The sequence below is a fragment of the Ottowia caeni genome, from assembly GCF_050821495.1.
Taxonomy (GTDB): Bacteria; Pseudomonadota; Gammaproteobacteria; order Burkholderiales; family Burkholderiaceae_C; genus Ottowia; species Ottowia caeni.
This window is the reverse complement of record NZ_CP151080.1, coordinates 2031093-2049491: the sequence shown is the minus strand read 5'-3', so window position 1 is coordinate 2049491 and position 18399 is coordinate 2031093. Positions and strand designations below refer to the sequence as shown.

Here is an 18399-nt window from a genome sequence, read left to right as displayed (position 1 = left end):
TTCAGACTGGTGCATAAAAATTCGCAAAGAGCTTCATTGGAGAGAAGCGCAGCGAGTCAGGCAGGCCGGGCTTAAGGATGTCCTGCACAACCCTCGCGAGTCGGGGGTAGTGCGGATCGGGATGAGGCGCAAGGCGTCTTTTTGCGGCCAATAGCCCAGCTATTGGCAAGAAAAGCAACGCAGCGGATCACCCGAGGCCGTGCTGCCACCGACCGCAGGGAGTTATGCAGGGCATCCTTAATGATGCAAGCCGCGCTCGTCTGGCTCCTCCGTGGAGGTGCTGACAATGCTCGCGTGATGGCCATTGGCTCGCCGCCATATGTAAATGATGTAGCCGGAGAGCGCATAACCTACAAACAGCGCGAAGAGCAAGGTCGCTGGCTCGATGCTAATGACAGCGATTGCCAATGCAATCACCACCAGCACCACGAACGGCACGCTGCGCCGCCCGCCAAAGTCCTTGAAGCTGTAGTACGGAATGTTGGTGACCATGGTCAGGCCGGCAAACAGCGCGATGCAGAACATGATCCATGAAAAGTCGGAACGCTCAAGGCGGACCCCGCCAAAAAAGGACATGAGTTCACGAAATATCTGCACCTCGTGCTGCGCCGACAGCATGGCGCTGGTGAGCCATATGAACCCGGCAACCAGCGCAGCGGCTGCCGGTGAAGGTAGCCCCTGGAAGAAGCGCTTGTCGACGACCGAAGTATTCACATTGAAGCGAGCCAGACGCAGCGCAGCGCACGCGCAATAGACGAAGGCCGCGATCCAACCCCAACGCCCCAAAGGACGAAGCGCCCATTCGTAGGCCACCAATGCGGGCGCCGCCCCGAAACTGACCATGTCAGACAGGGAATCCATCTGCTCCCCGAATGCGCTCTGGGTGCCGGTCATGCGGGCTACGCGTCCATCCAGGCTGTCCAGCACCATGGCGGCGAAGATGCCCGTGGTGGCGAGGTCGAAACGCCCGTTCATGGCCATGACCACTGCATAGAACCCGCCGAACAACCCCCCCAGAGTGAAAAGATTGGGAAGCACGTAAATGCCCTTGCGAGGCTTGCGCACCGGCAACACTTCACCAGGGGCTGAAAGCTCCGATTGAGGCTGGGGTGTAGCGTCTTTTTCTGTCATTGAATCAATTCATTAGGCCCGACGAGGATCCGGGCAGTGTAATTCTATTAAGGGGTACCACCAGAAGTTGGCGGCAGTCGGCGGCAGTCGGCGGCAGTCGGCCTCAGGGTGAAGAAGAACGGAGCAAAACCCCTAATGAATAGAGGTCTTTTCGACGCATCACGAATGCGAATGATTCTCAATTAAAATATTAGCATTGATTCTTGATTGAAACACAACCCTCAAAGGCTAGTGAACATTTCAGCATCGCAAGGGATGCCCTGCATAACTCCCTGCGGTCGGTAGCAGCACGGCCTCGGGCGATCCGCTGCGTTGCTTTTCTTGCCAATAGCTGGGCTATTGGCTGCAAAAAGACGCCTTGCGCCTCATCCCGATCCGCACTACCACCGACTCGCGAGGGTTATGCAGGGCATCCCAAGGTGAAATTTTCACATGTATCTGCGGCTGGAACGACATGGGACCATGTCAGGAGCCATACCGGAGCAGCTAATATGAACGAAACATCGTTAATGAGTTTGCCGCGCACATGGCGGCGGCGCACCTGGGTCGGTTTGTTTGTCCTGCTGACCGGAACATTCATTCTGACTGAACGGCTATGGAACGCTCTGAGCAGCGAGCCTGCGGTCTGGAATGCCCTGCTGGGCGGGTCAGCGGCGGCGCTGGCCACTGCATTGGGGACGTTGCCGGTGTTGTTTGCGCACCGGCTTTCTGATCGCGTACAAGATACCTTCTTCGGCTTCGGAGCAGGCATTATGCTGGCAGCGAGTGTGTTCTCGCTCATTGTCCCTGGCTTCGAAGCGGCGAAGGGCCTTGGCACCTTCGGTGAGGGCCTGTTAGGCCCGGCAGCCATGATCGGCACCGCCGTCGTGCTGGGCGCATGTGCTTTGCTGAAGCTGGACAATGTGCTGCCGCATGAGCACGCTCAACCCCGCGACGACATGGCATTGGCCCGCAAATTGCGCAGCACATGGCTCTTTGTGATCGCCATCGCGTTTCACAATCTGCCAGAAGGCCTGGCCATTGGCGCGGGTTATTCTGGAAGCGAAAGCGCACACGCCAACGCCTTGACGATGGGAATTGCCCTGCAAAATGTACCGGAAGGCTTGATCGTGGCAACCGCGCTGGTGTCTGCAGGCTACCGGAGGACGATTTCCATGTTGGTCGGCATAGTCTCAGGCCTGGTGGAGCCGGTGGGCGCCGTGGTTGGCGCAGCGGTCATGAGCCACTCAACTGCACTTCTGCCTTGGGGTCTGGGCTTTGCTGCGGGTGCCATGCTTTTCGTGATCTTCCATGAGATCCTTCCCGATCTGGTCCGCAAGGGGCATGGCACCTACGCTGTCACCGGGCTTGCTGGCGGGTTCGTGTTGATGATGAATCTGAACGCCTTGCTGCCGAACTAAGCCCGATTGCCTGCAGCCTGAGCACGGCAGAAAAAAGCCACGCAAGCGTGGCTTTTTTGGAACTGCCTATGGGGCTTAGTTCTTCGACTTGTCCACCAGCTTGTTCGCTTTGATCCAGGGCATCATGGCGCGCAACTTGTCGCCCACGACTTCGATCTGGCTCTCAGCGTTCAGGCGACGGCGGCTTTGCAGCGTGGGAGCACCTGCCAGGTTTTCGGCAATGAAGCTCTTGGCATACTCGCCAGTCTGAATGTCACGCAGGACCTTCTTCATCTCGGCCTTGGTTTGTTCGGTAACGATCCGAGGACCGGTCACGTACTCGCCGTACTCAGCGTTGTTGCTGATCGAGTAGTTCATGTTGGCGATGCCGCCTTCATAGATCAGGTCGACGATCAGCTTCAGTTCGTGCAGGCACTCGAAGTAGGCCATCTCTGGAGCGTAGCCACCCTCCACCAGGGTTTCGAAGCCAGCCTTGATCAGCTCAACCGCACCGCCACACAGAACGGCCTGTTCGCCGAACAGGTCGGTTTCGGTTTCTTCGCGGAAGTTGGTTTCGATGATGCCGGCCTTGCCGCCACCGTTGGCCATCGCATAGCTCAGTGCCAGATCACGGGCCTTGCCGGTCTTGTCCTGATGCACAGCCACCAGATGAGGCACGCCACCACCCTGGGTATAGGTACCGCGCACAGTGTGACCAGGAGCCTTGGGAGCCACCATCCAGACGTCGAGGTCGGCACGGGGCACCACTTGACCGTAGTGCACGTTGAAGCCGTGCGCGAATGCCAGGGAGGCACCCTGCTTGATGTTGGGTTCCACGTCCTCGCGGTAGACCTTGGCGATCTGCTCATCGGGCAAGAGGATCATAACCACGTCTGCGGCCTTGACGGCTTCTGCCACTTCAGCAACCTGCAGTCCGGCCTTCTCGACCTTGGGCCAGCTGGCGCCACCCTTGCGCAGACCGACCACGACTTTGACACCGCTGTCGTTCAGGTTTTGCGCGTGTGCATGGCCTTGCGAACCATAGCCGATGATAGCAACCGTCTTGCCCTTGATCAGGCTCAGATCACAGTCTTTGTCGTAGAACACTTTCATGGTTTTCTCCTAGGAAACAGTCAATAAATCAACACCATTGCCTCACGCCGACAACGCCCATACTTTGGGCTTTCAGTAGCGCAGGCTCTATGTTTACTCTCGCTGCCCGCAACTGCCGGGCGGCAAGAGGCCTATCACACCCTCAGCAGCCGCTCTCCGCGCCCGATTCCGCTGGCACCTGTGCGGACGGTTTCAAGAATGGCGGTCTTGTCGATGGCATTCAGGAAGGCGTCGTTCTTGCCTTGATCGCCGGTCAACTCGATGGTGTAGCTTTTGTCGGTCACATCGATAATGCGGCCGCGGAAAATATCGGCCATGCGCTTGATTTCCTCGCGCTCTTTGCCAACTGCCCGCACCTTGATCATCATGTGCTCACGCTCGATGTAGGCGCCTTCAGTCAGGTCGACCACTTTCACGACTTCGATCAACCGGTTCAGATGCTTGGTGATCTGCTCGATGACATCGTCAGAGCCTCGCGTCTGGATGGTCATGCGCGAAAGGCTCTCGTCCTCCGTGGGGGCAACGATCAGCGATTCGATGTTGTAGCCACGGGCCGAAAACAGGCCCACGACGCGGGACAGTGCGCCCGCTTCGTTTTCAATAAGTACGGAAATGATGTGCTTCATGGTCTTGATTCCTCTTTTCGCCGCCCTCCCCCGCGCACGGTAATGCACGGGCTTGGCGGGCAATAGATTCGTCTGGGTTCGGTGCTGACCGCGGGCGTTGCGAACAATCGCCGGCCTCCGCGCACCCAGGGGTGCGCTTCATGCCGCTAGATCAACACTTGGGTTTTACAGGTCTTCCGACCCCAGCAGCATTTCGGTGATTCCTTTGCCGGCCTGAACCATCGGGAAGACGTTCTCGGTCGGATCGGTGCGGAAGTCGATGAATACGGTGCGATCTTTGAGCCTGCGCGCCTCGCGCAGTGCCGGTTCGACGTCTTTCGGGTCTTCTACCAGGATACCCACGTGGCCGTAGGCTTCTGCCAGCTTCACGAAGTTGGGCAACGCATCCATGTAGCTATGGCTGTAACGACCCGAGTATTCAATTTCTTGCCACTGGCGAACCATGCCCAGGTAACGGTTGTTGAGCGCGAGGATCTTGATGGGCGTGTTGTATTGCAGGCAGGTAGAAAGCTCCTGGATGCACATCTGCACAGAGCCTTCACCGGTCACGCAAAACACTTCGCTCTCGGGCTTGGCAAGCTTGATACCCATGGCGTAGGGAATGCCCACGCCCATGGTGCCCAAGCCGCCGGAGTTGATCCAGCGGCGCGGCTCGTTGAACTTGTAGTACTGCGCTGCCCACATCTGGTGCTGGCCGACATCGGAGGTAATGTAGGCGTCGGCATCCTTGGTCATCTCCCACAGAGTCTCGATGACCTTCTGGGGCTTGATGACGTCCTGGTTGCCACGGTCATACTTCATGCAGTCGCGCGCACGCCAAACATCGATCTGCTTCCACCAGGCGTCGAGCGCGGTTTCGTCGGGTTTGGTGTCCGCCTCCCTGATCATGGCGATCAGTTCCTGCAGCACATCTTTCACGTCGCCGACGATGGGGACATCCACCTTGACGCGCTTGGAAATACTGGAAGGATCAATGTCGATGTGAATGATCTTGCGCTCGTTCTGCGCGAAATGCTTGGTGTTTCCGATGACGCGGTCATCGAAACGGGCGCCAATGGCCAACAGCACATCGCAGTTTTGCATTGCGTTGTTGGCTTCCCAGGTACCGTGCATGCCCAGCATGCCGACGAAGCGCCGATCAGTGGCCGGGAAGGCGCCCAGCCCCATCAGGGTATTGGTAACGGGGTAATTGAGCAGGTCGACCAGTTGGCGCAACTCACCCGAGGCATTGGCAAGCAGAACACCGCCACCAGTGTAGATGTACGGGCGCTTGGCCGAGAGAAGAAGTTGCAAGGCCTTGCGGATCTGGCCGCCGTGACCCTTCTTCACCGGGTTGTAGGAGCGCATTTCCACCTTTTCGGGGTAACCCGTCCAGGCGGTCTTGTTGAAGGAGACGTCTTTAGGGACATCCACCACCACCGGGCCGGGCCGACCCGAGCGCGCAATGTGGAAGGCCTTTTTCATCACCTCGGCCATCTGGCGAACGTCCTTGACCAGGAAGTTGTGCTTGACGATGGGGCGTGTGATGCCCACGGTGTCGCACTCCTGGAAGGCATCTTGCCCGATGGCGGCGGTAGAAACCTGCCCGGTGATAACGACCAGCGGGATCGAATCCATGTAGGCGGTGGCAATGCCGGTAATGGCATTGGTGACACCGGGACCGGAAGTCACGAGCGCCACACCCACCTCGCCGGTGGCACGGGCAAATCCGTCTGCCGCATGCACGGCCGCCTGTTCATGACGAACGAGCACGTGCTGAATGGTGTCTTGTTTGTAGAGAGCGTCGTAAATATGCAACGCTGCACCACCGGGATAACCCCATACCTGCTGCACGCCTTCGTGCTGCAAAGCTTTGACGAGTATTTCAGCGCCACGGAGTTCGGAGGATTGGTTGCCGGCAGAAGCGGCCGCTGCCGAAGTGATTTCGGCCTTAGAGATTTCCATTTTGATCAACCTTTCGAGAATTTCTCTGACGAAATACCTTGGGTGCCCCTTGCCAACCCTTGTGAGGCCGCGTCAGGACTTGAGGCCAGCAGCCATAGGCGAAAGAAGAACTCGCCCTGCTGAGACCCGTTTGCCTTTTTGATTGCAACCCACATTATCGCACTGCAGCATGAGGGTTGCTGGCACCTACACAAAAAAAGTGAGAGGCCAGTGCCATAATCGACCGCACGAAGTGCCTCTGCCTTCGCGACGCCCGCACCATTTCCCATTCGATCCGCCACAACGCCTGTCGCGAACTGCCCTTGGCTACCGAACAAGAACTCTCCGACTTCCTCAAGAGCGTCGAAAAACGATCGTTCAAGCGCGCGGTCTATCACGTTCGTGACGACGAAGCCGCCCTGGACATAGTGCAGGACAGCATGATGAAGCTCGCCGAGCACTACGGCGACAAACCCGCTGCCGAGCTGCCCATGCTTTACCAGCGCATTCTGTCCAATTGCACCCTGGACTGGTTTCGCCGCCAGAAGACCCGCAATGCCGTTTTCTCCAACCTGAGCGACTTCGACACACCCGATGGCGGTGACGACTTCGACCTTCTGGAGACCTTTGCAGGAGCTAGTGATTCGCAGCAGATAGAGAGCGCAGAAGACTCCACCCGGCGAGCAGAAACCCTGCATGCGATAGAGTTACAAATCCAACAGCTCCCCGGGCGTCAACGTGAAGCTTTTCTGATGCGTTATTGGGAGGAAATGGATGTTGCCGAAACGGCAGCGGCTATGGGCTGTTCGGAAGGTAGTGTAAAAACCCACTGCTCGCGTGCGGTTCAGTCGCTGGCCAAGGCACTCCGTGCCAAGGGAATAATGCCATGAACAGCCTTCACCTACAGCACGCGAATGTCCTGCAGAACCGTTATGGCCTACGGGTGGCCGCACGTCTTTCTGCTGGGGCTTCCGAGCTACCACACGATATTAGTGAACGCTTGCGTGCCACACGCGAGCGAGCCATCGCCCAGCGAAAGCAGCCCGTTGCGGCCGCCCGGGTGCGAACCGCGTCAACTATTTTTCGCCAAGGCCAAACAGCCACGCTGGGCTTCGGCGAAGATGGCCTCGGCCCCTGGGGCCGCCTGACGTCCGCTGCACTCGTGGTCGCACTGGCCGCCGGCCTGATTGCGATTGACATCGTTCAGGGCGACGACCGCGCCTCGGAAGTCGCTGAAGTCGACGCGGCCCTGCTGACCGACGACTTACCGCCTGCCGCCTACGCCGACCCCGGGTTTCTCCAGTTTCTGAAAACCGCCGGGTCTGAGCGTGCCTCGGCTCCGCCAGTAAGCCAATAACTCCCTGCTCCCTCCAATGCGCCGTCAGTTGTCCCGCCTCACTTCAACCAAAGCAGTTGCCTTGGCTGTCGCGGCGAGTGCGGGTCTCGGAGCTGTCGCCCTGGGGGTTGTTGCATACGCGCAACTACCCTCAACAGCACAACAAGCCCCCTTGGCTGGCTCGATCAGCTGGAAGAGTTTGAATCAGGAGCAAAGAACTGCCCTGCGCCCTCTGGCAACTCTTTGGCCAACTCTTGACGACGACCACCAACGCAAGTGGATCGCGCTGGCACACAACTTTGACCGCATGTCGCCAGAGGAACGAGCCACCTTGCAGGGCCGCATGACGGAATGGGCCAAGCTTACGCCTGCACAGCGTACGCAGGCGCGGCTTAATTTCGGCGAGGCACGCAAACTGCCGACAGACGAGAAAAAGGCCAAGTGGGAGGAGTATCAGTCTCTCACGCCTGAGCAGCGTCAGCGCCTGGCAGCGGACAGACCGAAGCCGCCTGCCGGCACTGCGCCGGCATTGCGACCAGTCTCGCCAGAGAAGATCCTGCGTGCTCCCCTGCCTGGCGCGGCTCCTCAGGCCGACAACGCTCCCGCATCGTCACGCTTGAACCGCAATACTCTGCTGCCTCGCCCACCGGCACCGGCTCCCGCACCAGCTAATCCGGCCCCGGCGGTCATGCCACCTCCCCCAGTGGCTGCCACACCGCCAGCAGAAACTCTGCCAGCCGCGGCGCCCCTCCCTGCGGCTTCTCAGCCGGTCCCTGCAGCATCTACACCGGTTCCTGCAGCGTCCACGCCGGCTACTCCCCAGTAATCGCCGCCTGCTTGTCCCGTAGTCGTATAGGATCAGCAAAGATCCGTTACTAGCGTTCCCGTTTTTTCGATGACTCTTTCCTCTCCCGGCGCGTTGACCGCCCCCGCACTTTGGCGCCGCATGTGCTGCTGGCTCTATGAAGGCACGCTCATGTTCGGCGTCGTGTTCATAGCCGGCTACCTCTTCAGTGCACTGACACAATCGCGGCACGCCTTGCAGAACAGGCATGGCTTGCAGGCCTTTATTTTCGTCGTCGCAGGCATCTACTTTGTGTGGTTCTGGTCGAAAGGCCAGACCCTCGCCATGAAGACCTGGCACATTCGGGTCGTAGACGGTACAGGCCGCCCTATCTCGCAACTGCGTGCCCTATGGCGTTATGTGCTGAGCTGGATGTGGTTTCTACCCCCGCTACTGGCTGTGTCTCCCTTTGGGCTTTCAGGTGGCGAAGTTTCGGTTCTGGTGATTGGCTGGGTCAGCATTTGGGCGCTATTAAGCCGCTTTCAGCGTGAGGGGCAGTTCTGGCACGATGCCTGGGCTGGCACCCGACTGGTGGACGCGCGCCCACAAAAAATCTAGAAGCCGGAACAACGACACATCAACGCATGACAATTCGTGCATGAACCTTCCGCCCTCCAAATCTGACAGAGCAGCCCCCCGAAGGATTCACTTCACCCCGTCAATCCGCAGAAGGCACGCACCGGGCTTTCACGCATTTGGCACGCAGCGGGCTACTCCATCGAAGGGCTTTGCGCCGGTTGGCGCGAGACAGCATTCAGGCAGGAAACCTTGGCGGCCATGGTTCTGCTACCAGCTTCCTTCTGGCTTGGCAGCAGTTGGACCGAAACCGCGTTGCTTGCGGGGACTGTCCTGATCGTCATGATTGTCGAGCTGCTCAATACGGGCATAGAAACGGCCATCGACCGTATTGGACCGGAATGGCATGATTTGTCCAAGCGCGCCAAGGACATGGGCAGCGCAGCGGTGCTGCTCAGCCTGCTTCTGGCGGGAGGAATTTGGCTAGCTGCCCTTTATGTGAAATTCATTGCTTCATGAGAAATTCAGTTTCAGAACCCGTACCAAAGACCGATCTTGATAGGCCGGCATTTTCCCTATGCGTTTATTGCGGTTCACGCACGGGCGTGACTCCGGCCTATGCCGAAATCGCTCGTGAAGTCGGCCGCTGGATAGGCGAGCACCAGGGACAGCTTGTCTACGGAGGTGGCCGTAGCGGCCTCATGGGCATTCTTGCCGATGCGGCGCTGCAAGCCGGCGCGCGAGTGATTGGCATCATCCCCCAAGCCCTGGTTGATCGGGAGCATGCCCATCGCGGCTGCACCGAGCTTCTGATCGTCGACACCATGCACGAGCGCAAGCGCCTGATGGCAGAGCACTCCAATGCGTTCCTGGCCCTTCCGGGAGGAATCGGGACGTTCGAGGAGTTCTTTGAAACGTGGACCTGGCGACAACTTGGCTACCACGACAAGCCGCTAGGCCTGCTCAATCAAGATGGCTATTACGACAGCATGCTGGAATTCTTGCGCCACAGCGTGAGCCAGGGGTTCATGGATGAAGCGCAGATGCGACTCATCGAGATCGGCGACCAAGCCACTCCTCTGCTGAAGAGACTGATCGAAACTGCGGGTTTGCCGACCGAGTCGCGCCTTGACAAGATCTGAGGCAGCTGTAAAAAAGCCGCAATCCGGTGTCCGAACTGCGGCTTTTTTTCTTTGGAGAGGCTTAGTCGTGGATCTCAATCCCAGCGGAAATCCTTGTTGCGGGACTCCCAATCAGCCAACTCCTTTTCCACAACGTCCTTGGCAATACCCTGGCGTTCCTGAATCTTCCCGATCAACTGGTCTCGCTTACCAGCGATAACGTCCAGATCATCATCGGTCAGTTTGCCCCACTGCTCCTTTACCTTACCCTTGAATTGCAGCCAATTACCCTTGATTCGATCTTCATTCATGTTGAGGTCCTTGCATTTTCAGTAACCGCATGTGCTGCTCACGACGGTCGCGAGTCAAAGCAGGAGCGATGTACCAACTGTAGAACTCCTCCGGAGATACGTAAGTCAGATCAGGAAACCAGTGCCTGTCGGTCTATGCCTACCTCGCGTGAGGGGCTGTCGGACTTGGAGCGTGGAACGTAAAAATGGGTCCAGCCAGGACGGTTCTCGCGGAATTTTCAGGCCCAAAGCCATACAAAGGGTCAAGAAGCCTTTGAAAAATAGACCTCTGCGGCCCGCTGCGGCCCATCGCAACCGGCGACTTCCAAGTCCCACAGTCACCTATACCTATTCATCTGGCAGAAAAAGTGCCTGCAAGTCACTCAGAAAATCGAACCCACGCGCACTGGGCCGCACCCATACCCCTTCACTCTCTGTCCACCCCGCTTGCTCCGCTTTTTGAAGCGACGCATTGATGCTGCTGGGAGGTAGGCCGGTCCGATCAATGAAGTCCTGCAATGCAAAGCCGTCTTTCAGGCGTAGCGCGTTCAGCATGAATTCGAACGGCAACTCCTTGCGGGGCACTTCATGCTCCTGCGCCAGCGCATCACCGGCCAAGGCTTTGTTCATGTAAAGCTCTGGTTCACGATGCCGAACCTGGCGAATGATGCGGTGCGCAAAGCTTAGCTTGCCGTGTGCGCCGGCTCCCAGGCCCAGGTAGTCTCCGAACTGCCAGTAGTTGAGGTTGTGCACGCAGCGGTGGCCCCCACGCGCGTAGGCAGAGACTTCATAGCGCTCCAGCCCGGCAGACCCGGTCATTTCCGTGATGCGGTCCAGCATGGTCCAGGCGCTGTCTTCGTCCGGCACCTTGGGCGGGAACTTGGCAAATACAGTGTTGGGCTCAATCGTGAGGTGGTAGATCGACAGATGAGGCGGCTTGAACCCGAGCGCGGTGTTCACGTCGTGCTCCAGTTCCTTAAGCGTTTGGCCCGGGAGCGCGTACATCAAGTCGAGGTTGAAGGTATCGAAGGCGCGAGCCGCCTCTTCAAGGGCCGCGCGTGCCTGAGCGCCGTCATGAACGCGCCCGATGGCCTTCAGGTGGGCGTCGTTGAAGCTCTGCACGCCCACTGAGAGGCGGGTAACACCCGCGCCCCGAAACGCTGCGAACCGGTCTCGCTCGAAGGTTCCAGGATTGGCTTCCAGTGTAATTTCACACAATGGTGCCAGCTGCAACCGGGCACGGATGGCGGCAATTAACCGATCAATGGACTCGGGCTCGAACAGGCTGGGAGTTCCGCCACCAATGAACACGCTGTGCACCTGCCGCCCCCATATCAGAGGCAGGCTGGCTTCCAGATCGCAAATCAGCGCATCAACATAGCGCTTTTGCTGCGCCAGCGGATCGACACCCGCGCGACGCTCGTGTGAGTTGAAATCGCAGTACGGACATTTTTTCAGGCACCACGGAAGATGCACATAAAGCGAAAGCGGGGGCAAGGCTGGCAACTGAAGCGTGCCGGGCCGCATGTAGTGTGTAATGTCTTTCACAGCCACCGCTCGCGCATCAGGGCGACCATGGCCTTGGCTGCCTGGCCGCGGTGACTGTGGGCGTTCTTGACCTCTACCGGCAACTCGGCAAAAGTCTTCCCAAATGCCGGAATGAACATCACGGGATCAAAGCCAAAGCCATTGGTGCCCCTGGGTTCGCGGGCGATCTCGCCCACTACCCGCCCAACGGCGATCAAGGGCTCGGGATCATCTGCACTGCGCAGGGCCACCAAGGTGCTGACCATAGCCGCCCGACGCTGATCAACCCCTTGCATTTGCTCCAGGAGGGCCCGGACATTATTGGCGTCGCCCTTCTCGTAGCCGAACTGGGTAGCGTAATAGGCGGTGTCAACTCCGGGCAGGCCACCAAAAGCATCCACGCAGAGACCTGCATCGTCTGCCAACGCCGGCAAGCCGCTGGCTGCGGCAGCATGGCGAGCTTTGGCAAGCGCGTTCTCGACGAAGGTGCGATAAGGCTCCTCGGCCTCGCCAATACCCAACTCGGACTGGCGCACCAAGGTCATTTTCAGAGGCGCCAGCATGGCTTGCAGCTCGGCAAGTTTCCCCTGGTTGTTGGAGGCAAGCACGATCTTCATTTTGTTCAACCCAACAGTGCGCTTTGCTGCATACCGATCAGCTCGCCAATGCCTTTGTCTGCCAGCAAGAGCAACGCGTCCATCTCGGCACGCGAAAATGCCGCACCTTCGGCCGTGCCCTGCACTTCCACGAAGTGACCGGCACCGGTCATGACGACGTTCATGTCTGTGTCGCAAGCGGAGTCTTCGTTATAGTCCAGATCCAGCATGGGCACACCGCCCACGATGCCCACCGATATAGCGGCCACCGGATGCAACACGGGGGATTCGGTCAGCAGGCCGCGTTGCATCAGCCAGTTGACGGCGTCCTGAGCGGCCACGAAAGCGCCGGTGATCGCTGCGGTACGCGTGCCACCGTCGGCCTGAATAACGTCGCAATCGAGATGCAGAGTGCGCTCTCCGAGCTTCTTGAGATCGAACACTGCGCGCAAGCTGCGGCCGATCAGTCGCTGGATTTCCTGGGTGCGACCGCTCTGCTTGCCGCGTGCGGCTTCCCGGTCGCCACGGGTGTGCGTGGCACGCGGAAGCATGCCGTACTCAGCCGTTACCCAGCCTTCGCCGCTACCGCGCTTGTGTGGAGGCACTTTTTCTTCGATGGATGCGTTACACAATACGCGGGTATTGCCGAATTCAATCAGCACCGAGCCTTCAGCGTAGAGGGTGTAATGGCGGGTAATGCGCACAGTACGCAACTGATCTGCGGTACGGCCGGTTCGCTGCACCGTGCCAGGTAAAGTGTTCATGCTCATGGAAAAATTTAAATCAATGGGGGGGCACTGGAGCCAAGGTCGCTCCAGCATGAGGATCAAGCAATTTTCTCAAAGGCGCGCGTTGGATCTCCGCGGCTTGCGTAGCTCACGCCGTTTTCTCGCGTGAACGGTGCAGCGCCTTTCGCTCAATTGTTTCGTTGATCTCTGTGATGGAATGCTCGATCTTGCTCTCATCCAGGTCTTCGTGCAAAGAGTCGATCGCTTCGGCATCTATGGTGGAGGGAAAGCCAAGGTCGCTCAGACCGCCAGTATGACTGAACCCGGTGGTATCAAGATCGTCTAGCAGGCCTGTCCCCTCCCATTCAAATGCCAACGCCGTGACGTTGTCACCGTGTTCGCCGCCCTTGGCCAAGGCGTCTTGAACCAACTGAGGCACTGCCTCGGCCACGGACATTGCGGACAGGACAGTTACGAGGCGTCCTTCGGGGGTGCTGTCCCATAAGCCATCCGAGCACAGAAGCACTTTGTCGCCCTTCCTCAGGCGAAGCGGCCCACCAGCATCGATGATGGGCAACACAGAGGAACCCAGGCACGTGAACAGCACATTGCGGTTCATGCGCTTGCGCAAGAGGCCCGAAAAACCCCTTGCCTCATGGTACGAGTGATCACGCGTGCGGGACAGCAGCTTGCCATCTCTGAGGACATACAGCCTGGAATCTCCGCAGTGGATCCAATGCAAGTACCCATGCTGAACAAATGCCATGACCAGAGTGGTACGCGGAGAATCTGCCAAGCCGTGTTGATTCGCGTAACGAATGATCTGATGGTGCGCCAACATCGCGCCGCTGTGAAGGAAAAAGCGCTCATCCTGCACGTGTGGCTTGGCGTGTCGCCCGAAAAGCGTTGCCATGGTCTGCAAGGCGATCTGCGCCGCCATTTCCCCGTCAGGGTGGCCGCCCATGCCGTCGGCGAGCATGAACAAGCTCGCCTCGCGGGTGTAGCAATAGCCCATGCGGTCTTCGTTCTTGGGCCGTCCGCCCGTGCGACTGACCTGAAATACCGAGAATTTCATTAAAAACGACTACCGCGGGTCACTTTTGACCAAAACGCGTGCCGCGCATGATCGTCTTCTTGGCGTCCGACACCACGTTGTCGAATTGCAGCCGAACCTTCTCGCCTACCGAGAGCTTGGTGTACCGACGCTCTCCCTCGCGAGTTAACTCCTTTTGCAGAGCGAACACAGACTGCGGGCGCGAGAGCGGATCCAGCGACATACACCACTCGACCATCTCGATCAGATTGTCAGAGTACACGCCACGCATACGGGTCAGTGACAGCCCCAAGCGGTCTTTTTCCAGCCTCTGCGGAGCGTCGTTGGGCGGATACCCTTGCATGCACGAGTACATGCAGCCTCCCACGGCATAGATGTCCGTCCAGGGACCCATGCTCGAGTCGCGTCGGTACATTTCTGGCGCTGCAAAGCCGGGGGTGTACATGGGGCGGGTGAAATTGCCCTCCTTGTTGAGCACCTCTCGCGCGGCCCCGAAATCGAGCATCACGGCCTTATTGTCGTCTGTGATGAAGATGTTGGCGGGCTTCAGATCCAGGTGAAGCATCTTGTGCTGGTGCACGATACGCAAGCCGCGCAAAATCTCATCGAACAGGGAACGAATGGTGGATTCGCGAAAAACTTTCTGCTTTTGCAGGTCCCGTGCGGTGACAATGAAATCCTGCAAGGTCGCGCCTTCCAAATAATTCATTACCATGTAGACCGTCTCGTTTTCTCGAAAGAAGTTGAGCACGCTCACCACGGATGCGTGGGAAATCTGCGCCAGCGAACGACCTTCCTCAAAAAAGCTCTTGAGGCCGAGGCGGTAGAGTGAAAGTTTTTCTGGAGCGATCTGCGGTACAAGTTCACCGGGCTCGCGTGTGGCAAGGGCTGCGGGTAGATATTCCTTGATGGCCACCTGTTGGCCATCTTTATCGACCGCCAGGTAGACCACGCCGAACCCTCCAGCCGAGAGTTTGCGCATCACGCGGTACCCGCCGATCACCGTATTGGGCGGTAGAGGGCTAGGTTTTGGCTTTGACATAATTTGCGGGAATTATCTCCCAGGCAGCCTGAAAGACACTTTTGTAGGGCTGCCACGACCGGTAAACGGGAAAGGTTTGAATGTCAGTTTACAGTATGACCAGCTACGCCAGCGGTCAGCAAGCGGCGCCCCAGGAAGGTGCAGACGCCCATCAGACGTCCAGGGTCGGGCAACCGCGTCTGGCGATAGAGTTGCGTTCGGTCAACAGCCGGTTCCTGGATCTTCAGTTTCGCCTGCCCGACGAGCTTCGGCATCACGAACCTGCGTTACGCGAGCTGCTGGTCAAGCGCCTTAAGCGAGGCAAAGTGGAATTGCGTGCCTATATTGAAGGGCGCGATTCCGCCGGCATCCAAGATCCATCAGCACGCGCGCTGCAACGGCTGTCGACCCTGCAGGATCAGGTGCGCAACTGGCTTCCCGGCGCACCCGCGCTTACCGTGGCTGAGGTTCTGCGCCTGGCCAGCGGCCCTGACGATTCAGCGGCTGCCAGCCTAGCCGAGGCCGTGCTACCGCTGGCCCAGACTGTGCTTGAGGATTTTGTGCAAGCGCGCGCACGCGAAGGCGCCCGCCTGGCACAGTTGCTGGAGCTTCGTCTGGTAGATCTGCGCCGCCTAGCCCGTGAGGCTGAACCGCTGATCCCTCAAGCCATTGAAGCCCAGACGCAACGCTTTCTCACCCGCTGGAATGACGCGCTGTCTGGCGTAGAAAACGCTCCCCCAGCCGCGGCGGCCCAGGAACGAGCTTTGAGCGAAGCCACCGCTTTCGCCATCAGGATCGATGTTTCCGAAGAATTGGGCCGGCTTGTGTCCCATCTGGACGAAGTTGCTGCCATCCTGAAAAAAGGTGGCGAAGCGGGCAAGCGTCTCGACTTCCTGATTCAGGAACTCCACAGAGAGGCCAATACCCTGGGCTCCAAGTCGACCATGCTGGAATTGACCCGCATTTCGGTGGACATGAAAGTGCTGATCGAGCAGATGCGGGAGCAGGTTCAGAACATCGAGTGAAACCCGCGCGGCTTAGGCAGGGTGGCTCTGCCGCGTGCTCAGCGTGCAGCTTAGGAATGACAGGCACATGCCTCGCCGTGGGCGGCAGCCACCAGTTCCTTGAGAATGCCGCAATCGGCGCCGTCTTGGTCACAACGTCCGCAACTAGCTTCTAGCAGCAGCAACTGCTTTTCCAGGGCTCGCATGCTGTTAAGCCTTGCCCGTACGCGCCCGAGTTGCTCCTTGACGAGCTGATCCACGTCCGGGTGCGGTTCCCCTGGAGCATCCAGCGCGTTAAGCAGCCGACGAACATCAGCCAACGGCATCTCCAGAGCGCGACAGTGGCGAATGAACGCCAACCGCTCCAGGTGTTCGTGCGCGTAGTCGCGGTATCCATTCGCCTGCCGAGCCGGCGCAGGCAAAAGCCGCTGCTTTTCGTAATAGCGAATGGTCTCCACATCTACACCGGTCGCCTGAGCCAGTTCCTTGATTCGCATAGGAATTTTCGATCTGCTGATGGGGGATTGACTCTGTAGTCACTACAGGGTTTTAAATAAGCGCATTGTGAACTGTTGGAGTCTCCATGTCAGCCCATTGCTGTGAACACGAATCCCCTGCCCCAGGACAAATCGTCAATCTAGGCCGGTATCGCCGCATCCTTTGGGTGGCGCTGCTGGCAAATGCCACCATGCTTCTGGTTGAGTTAGTGGCAGGCGTTTCGTCAGGCTCACTTTCACTCATGGCCGATGCCATCGATTTTGCGGGCGACGCGCTGAACTACGGTGTCTCGCTCGCCGTGCTCACATCTGCGCTTGCCTGGCGCGCCCGTGCCGCCGTGCTCAAGGCGTTCAGCATGATCGGCTTTGGACTGTACATAGTCGCCAGCGCACTCTGGGCAGCCTGGAATGGCCGTGTACCCGATGCACCGACCATGGGCGTTGTAGCCGTGCTGGCGCTACTGACCAATATAGGTGTTGCCTGGCTGTTATATGCCTACCGCGAAGGCGATGCCAACATGCGTAGCGTTTGGCTGTGTACCCGAAACGACGCCATCGGCAACGTGGCTGTGATGCTGGCGGCGCTTGGGGTTTTTGGTACTGGTACTGCCTGGCCCGACCTGATGGTCGCCACATTGTTGGCCAGCCTGGCTCTCCTGGGTGGCTTCCAAGTCCTGAGGCAAGCACGGCAGGAATTGAAGGTGTCCGCATCTGGGAAAAGTGCGGTCAAGGACGCCGACCATGCACCTGAAGCTGAGCAGGAGGTTCCTTTTGAGCCGCACACCTTCGAACAACTCAGGCTGGCGTATGACCAGTGGGTAGACAGAGACGTGGCGCAGGCTTGGCATTTGCTTGAAGCCATGCATGTCGCCGGGCAGACCCGCATCCTGCCGCACGCGCGCACGCACTGGCTGATGCTGAAGTTGGCTCTCCGATCACGAAACATGTCTGAATTCAACGGACAGATCTTGCGCCTTCTACTCGTACCACTTGGCCACCTGTTCAAGCGCCTCCCGTTGGGTAATAGCGGGCGAGCCAACATCAGTGCTTTCAAGCCGATGCGGGTGTCGCCAGAGCTGCTGGCAACCATTCGACGCTATCGACTAGCTGACTCGGTTTCCTGAAAAAGTAATGTCAGACATTCGGGCGCATCGAAACGCCAACTCCAATGACGAGAGGCAGACCACGGCAGATCGCTGCCGTGAACTTATTCTTCAGCGCCGCCGGGGGTTCTGGGCCGCTGAAAGAAAACGGGTAAAGAATTTATCTGCGGCGTGGGACTACGTATCCCGTCAGCTGAATTGCCATTGCCCTTCTCTGCGGAGATAAGTTGGAGACTGGCGCGACACGCTTGGTATCCTCGTTGAGGATTCGCGATAACTCGCGAGAACTGATGTCAGCAGTCTCTGGCAAGCGCCATCTAAACATCGAGAGGCAGCCATTGGCGACTCACACTCAACGCTGAAGGTCGCATTACTGGTCCGGAGCAGAAGCGAGGAAGCGGTGCTCTTTTGACAGACCATAGTAGCGTATGAAATGTTGTCATACGGGCTCGAAGGAGTGGCTTAAGGCTGGTCTAGGTCTTCCACAGTCAACGCCCGATGTGCTGCTCCGATCAACACCGGACACAGGTCTATCGGTGTCTTTCGTGGCCCCACAAGCAATCGCCGATAATGGCCGATCGAGGCACCAG

General features: G+C 58.5%; 19 protein-coding genes and 1 pseudogene. 9 read left to right on the top strand and 11 right to left on the bottom strand.

The window, feature by feature from the left end:
* Positions 1-237: 237 nt before the first annotated feature.
* Positions 238-1131 carry a CDP-diacylglycerol--serine O-phosphatidyltransferase gene (gene pssA, locus AAAK34_RS09945; protein WP_231694888.1) on the bottom strand — a complete coding sequence of 298 codons (894 nt, stop codon included), beginning with the start codon at positions 1129-1131 and terminating at the stop codon, positions 238-240.
* 491 nt (positions 1132-1622) lie between these two features.
* On the opposite strand from pssA, the gene AAAK34_RS09940 reads away from it, so the two are divergent.
* Positions 1623-2531, top strand: coding sequence for a ZIP family metal transporter (locus tag AAAK34_RS09940; RefSeq protein WP_231694889.1), 909 nt, complete (start codon positions 1623-1625; stop codon positions 2529-2531).
* Positions 2532-2606: 75 nt separating this feature from the next.
* Here the strand turns inward: AAAK34_RS09940 and ilvC are convergent, their stop codons facing one another.
* From ilvC to AAAK34_RS09925, 3 genes are all read right to left on the bottom strand, one after another.
* A complete protein-coding gene (ilvC, locus tag AAAK34_RS09935; RefSeq protein WP_231694890.1) occupies positions 2607-3623 on the bottom strand; it encodes a ketol-acid reductoisomerase in 1017 nt (338 codons plus the stop codon).
* A gap of 134 nt (positions 3624-3757) precedes the next feature.
* Entirely contained in the window at positions 3758-4249 is a 492-nt protein-coding gene (gene ilvN, locus AAAK34_RS09930) for an acetolactate synthase small subunit (protein WP_231694891.1), read from the bottom strand.
* A 165-nt stretch (positions 4250-4414) separates the two neighbouring features.
* Positions 4415-6193, bottom strand: coding sequence for an acetolactate synthase 3 catalytic subunit (locus tag AAAK34_RS09925; protein ID WP_231694892.1), 1779 nt, complete (start codon positions 6191-6193; stop codon positions 4415-4417).
* Between the two features lie 302 nt (positions 6194-6495).
* On the opposite strand from AAAK34_RS09925, the gene AAAK34_RS09920 reads away from it, so the two are divergent.
* The 6 genes and pseudogenes from AAAK34_RS09920 (at position 6496) to AAAK34_RS09895 (ending at position 10010) form a co-directional block, all read left to right on the top strand.
* Positions 6496-7062 (top strand): RNA polymerase sigma factor, encoded by a 567-nt coding sequence (locus tag AAAK34_RS09920; RefSeq protein ID WP_231694893.1) that lies wholly within the window; start codon positions 6496-6498, stop codon positions 7060-7062.
* Complete coding sequence (locus AAAK34_RS09915; protein ID WP_231694894.1) at positions 7059-7529, top strand: DUF3619 family protein; 471 nt, start codon at positions 7059-7061, stop codon at positions 7527-7529. Before AAAK34_RS09920 ends, AAAK34_RS09915 begins: the two co-directional genes overlap by 4 nt.
* A gap of 61 nt (positions 7530-7590) precedes the next feature.
* A complete protein-coding gene (locus tag AAAK34_RS09910) occupies positions 7591-8334 on the top strand; it encodes a DUF3106 domain-containing protein (protein ID WP_431777979.1) in 744 nt (247 codons plus the stop codon).
* 69 nt (positions 8335-8403) lie between these two features.
* The gene (locus AAAK34_RS09905; protein ID WP_231694895.1) at positions 8404-8910 is read left to right on the top strand and encodes an RDD family protein; all 507 of its coding nucleotides are present in this window, start codon (positions 8404-8406) and stop codon (positions 8908-8910) included.
* A 93-nt stretch (positions 8911-9003) separates the two neighbouring features.
* Positions 9004-9387, top strand: a pseudogene (locus tag AAAK34_RS09900) (diacylglycerol kinase); the annotation flags it as partial.
* The gene (locus AAAK34_RS09895; RefSeq protein ID WP_231694897.1) at positions 9384-10010 is read left to right on the top strand and encodes a TIGR00730 family Rossman fold protein; all 627 of its coding nucleotides are present in this window, start codon (positions 9384-9386) and stop codon (positions 10008-10010) included. The pseudogene AAAK34_RS09900 and the gene AAAK34_RS09895, both read left to right, overlap by 4 nt.
* A 74-nt stretch (positions 10011-10084) precedes the next feature.
* Here AAAK34_RS09895 and AAAK34_RS09890 read toward each other — a convergent pair whose 3' ends face one another.
* The 6 genes from AAAK34_RS09890 to AAAK34_RS09865 form a co-directional block, all read right to left on the bottom strand.
* Positions 10085-10300 carry a CsbD family protein gene (locus AAAK34_RS09890; protein WP_231694898.1) on the bottom strand — a complete coding sequence of 72 codons (216 nt, stop codon included), beginning with the start codon at positions 10298-10300 and terminating at the stop codon, positions 10085-10087.
* 327 nt (positions 10301-10627) lie between these two features.
* Positions 10628-11806 carry a radical SAM family heme chaperone HemW gene (gene hemW, locus AAAK34_RS09885; protein WP_231695174.1) on the bottom strand — a complete coding sequence of 393 codons (1179 nt, stop codon included), beginning with the start codon at positions 11804-11806 and terminating at the stop codon, positions 10628-10630.
* 17 nt (positions 11807-11823) lie between these two features.
* On the bottom strand, positions 11824-12423 hold the full coding sequence (gene rdgB, locus AAAK34_RS09880) for an RdgB/HAM1 family non-canonical purine NTP pyrophosphatase (RefSeq protein WP_231694899.1): 600 nt from the start codon (positions 12421-12423) through the stop codon (positions 11824-11826).
* Between the two features lie 5 nt (positions 12424-12428).
* On the bottom strand, positions 12429-13166 hold the full coding sequence (rph, locus tag AAAK34_RS09875; protein WP_231695175.1) for a ribonuclease PH: 738 nt from the start codon (positions 13164-13166) through the stop codon (positions 12429-12431).
* A 112-nt stretch (positions 13167-13278) separates the two neighbouring features.
* Positions 13279-14205: a PP2C family protein-serine/threonine phosphatase gene (locus AAAK34_RS09870; RefSeq protein WP_231694900.1), complete on the bottom strand. Its 927-nt coding sequence runs from the start codon at positions 14203-14205 to the stop codon at positions 13279-13281.
* A 19-nt stretch (positions 14206-14224) separates the two neighbouring features.
* Complete coding sequence (locus tag AAAK34_RS09865; protein WP_231694901.1) at positions 14225-15226, bottom strand: serine/threonine-protein kinase; 1002 nt, start codon at positions 15224-15226, stop codon at positions 14225-14227.
* Positions 15227-15306: 80 nt separating this feature from the next.
* Here AAAK34_RS09865 and AAAK34_RS09860 point away from each other — a divergent pair, with 80 nt between their 5' ends.
* On the top strand, positions 15307-16230 hold the full coding sequence (locus AAAK34_RS09860; protein WP_231694902.1) for a YicC/YloC family endoribonuclease: 924 nt from the start codon (positions 15307-15309) through the stop codon (positions 16228-16230).
* 50 nt (positions 16231-16280) lie between these two features.
* Here the strand turns inward: AAAK34_RS09860 and AAAK34_RS09855 are convergent, their stop codons facing one another.
* Positions 16281-16706: a Cd(II)/Pb(II)-responsive transcriptional regulator gene (locus tag AAAK34_RS09855; RefSeq protein ID WP_231694903.1), complete on the bottom strand. Its 426-nt coding sequence runs from the start codon at positions 16704-16706 to the stop codon at positions 16281-16283.
* A gap of 86 nt (positions 16707-16792) precedes the next feature.
* Here AAAK34_RS09855 and AAAK34_RS09850 point away from each other — a divergent pair, with 86 nt between their 5' ends.
* A complete protein-coding gene (locus tag AAAK34_RS09850) occupies positions 16793-17830 on the top strand; it encodes a DUF3703 domain-containing protein (RefSeq protein WP_431777978.1) in 1038 nt (345 codons plus the stop codon).
* Positions 17831-18399 lie beyond the last annotated feature (569 nt).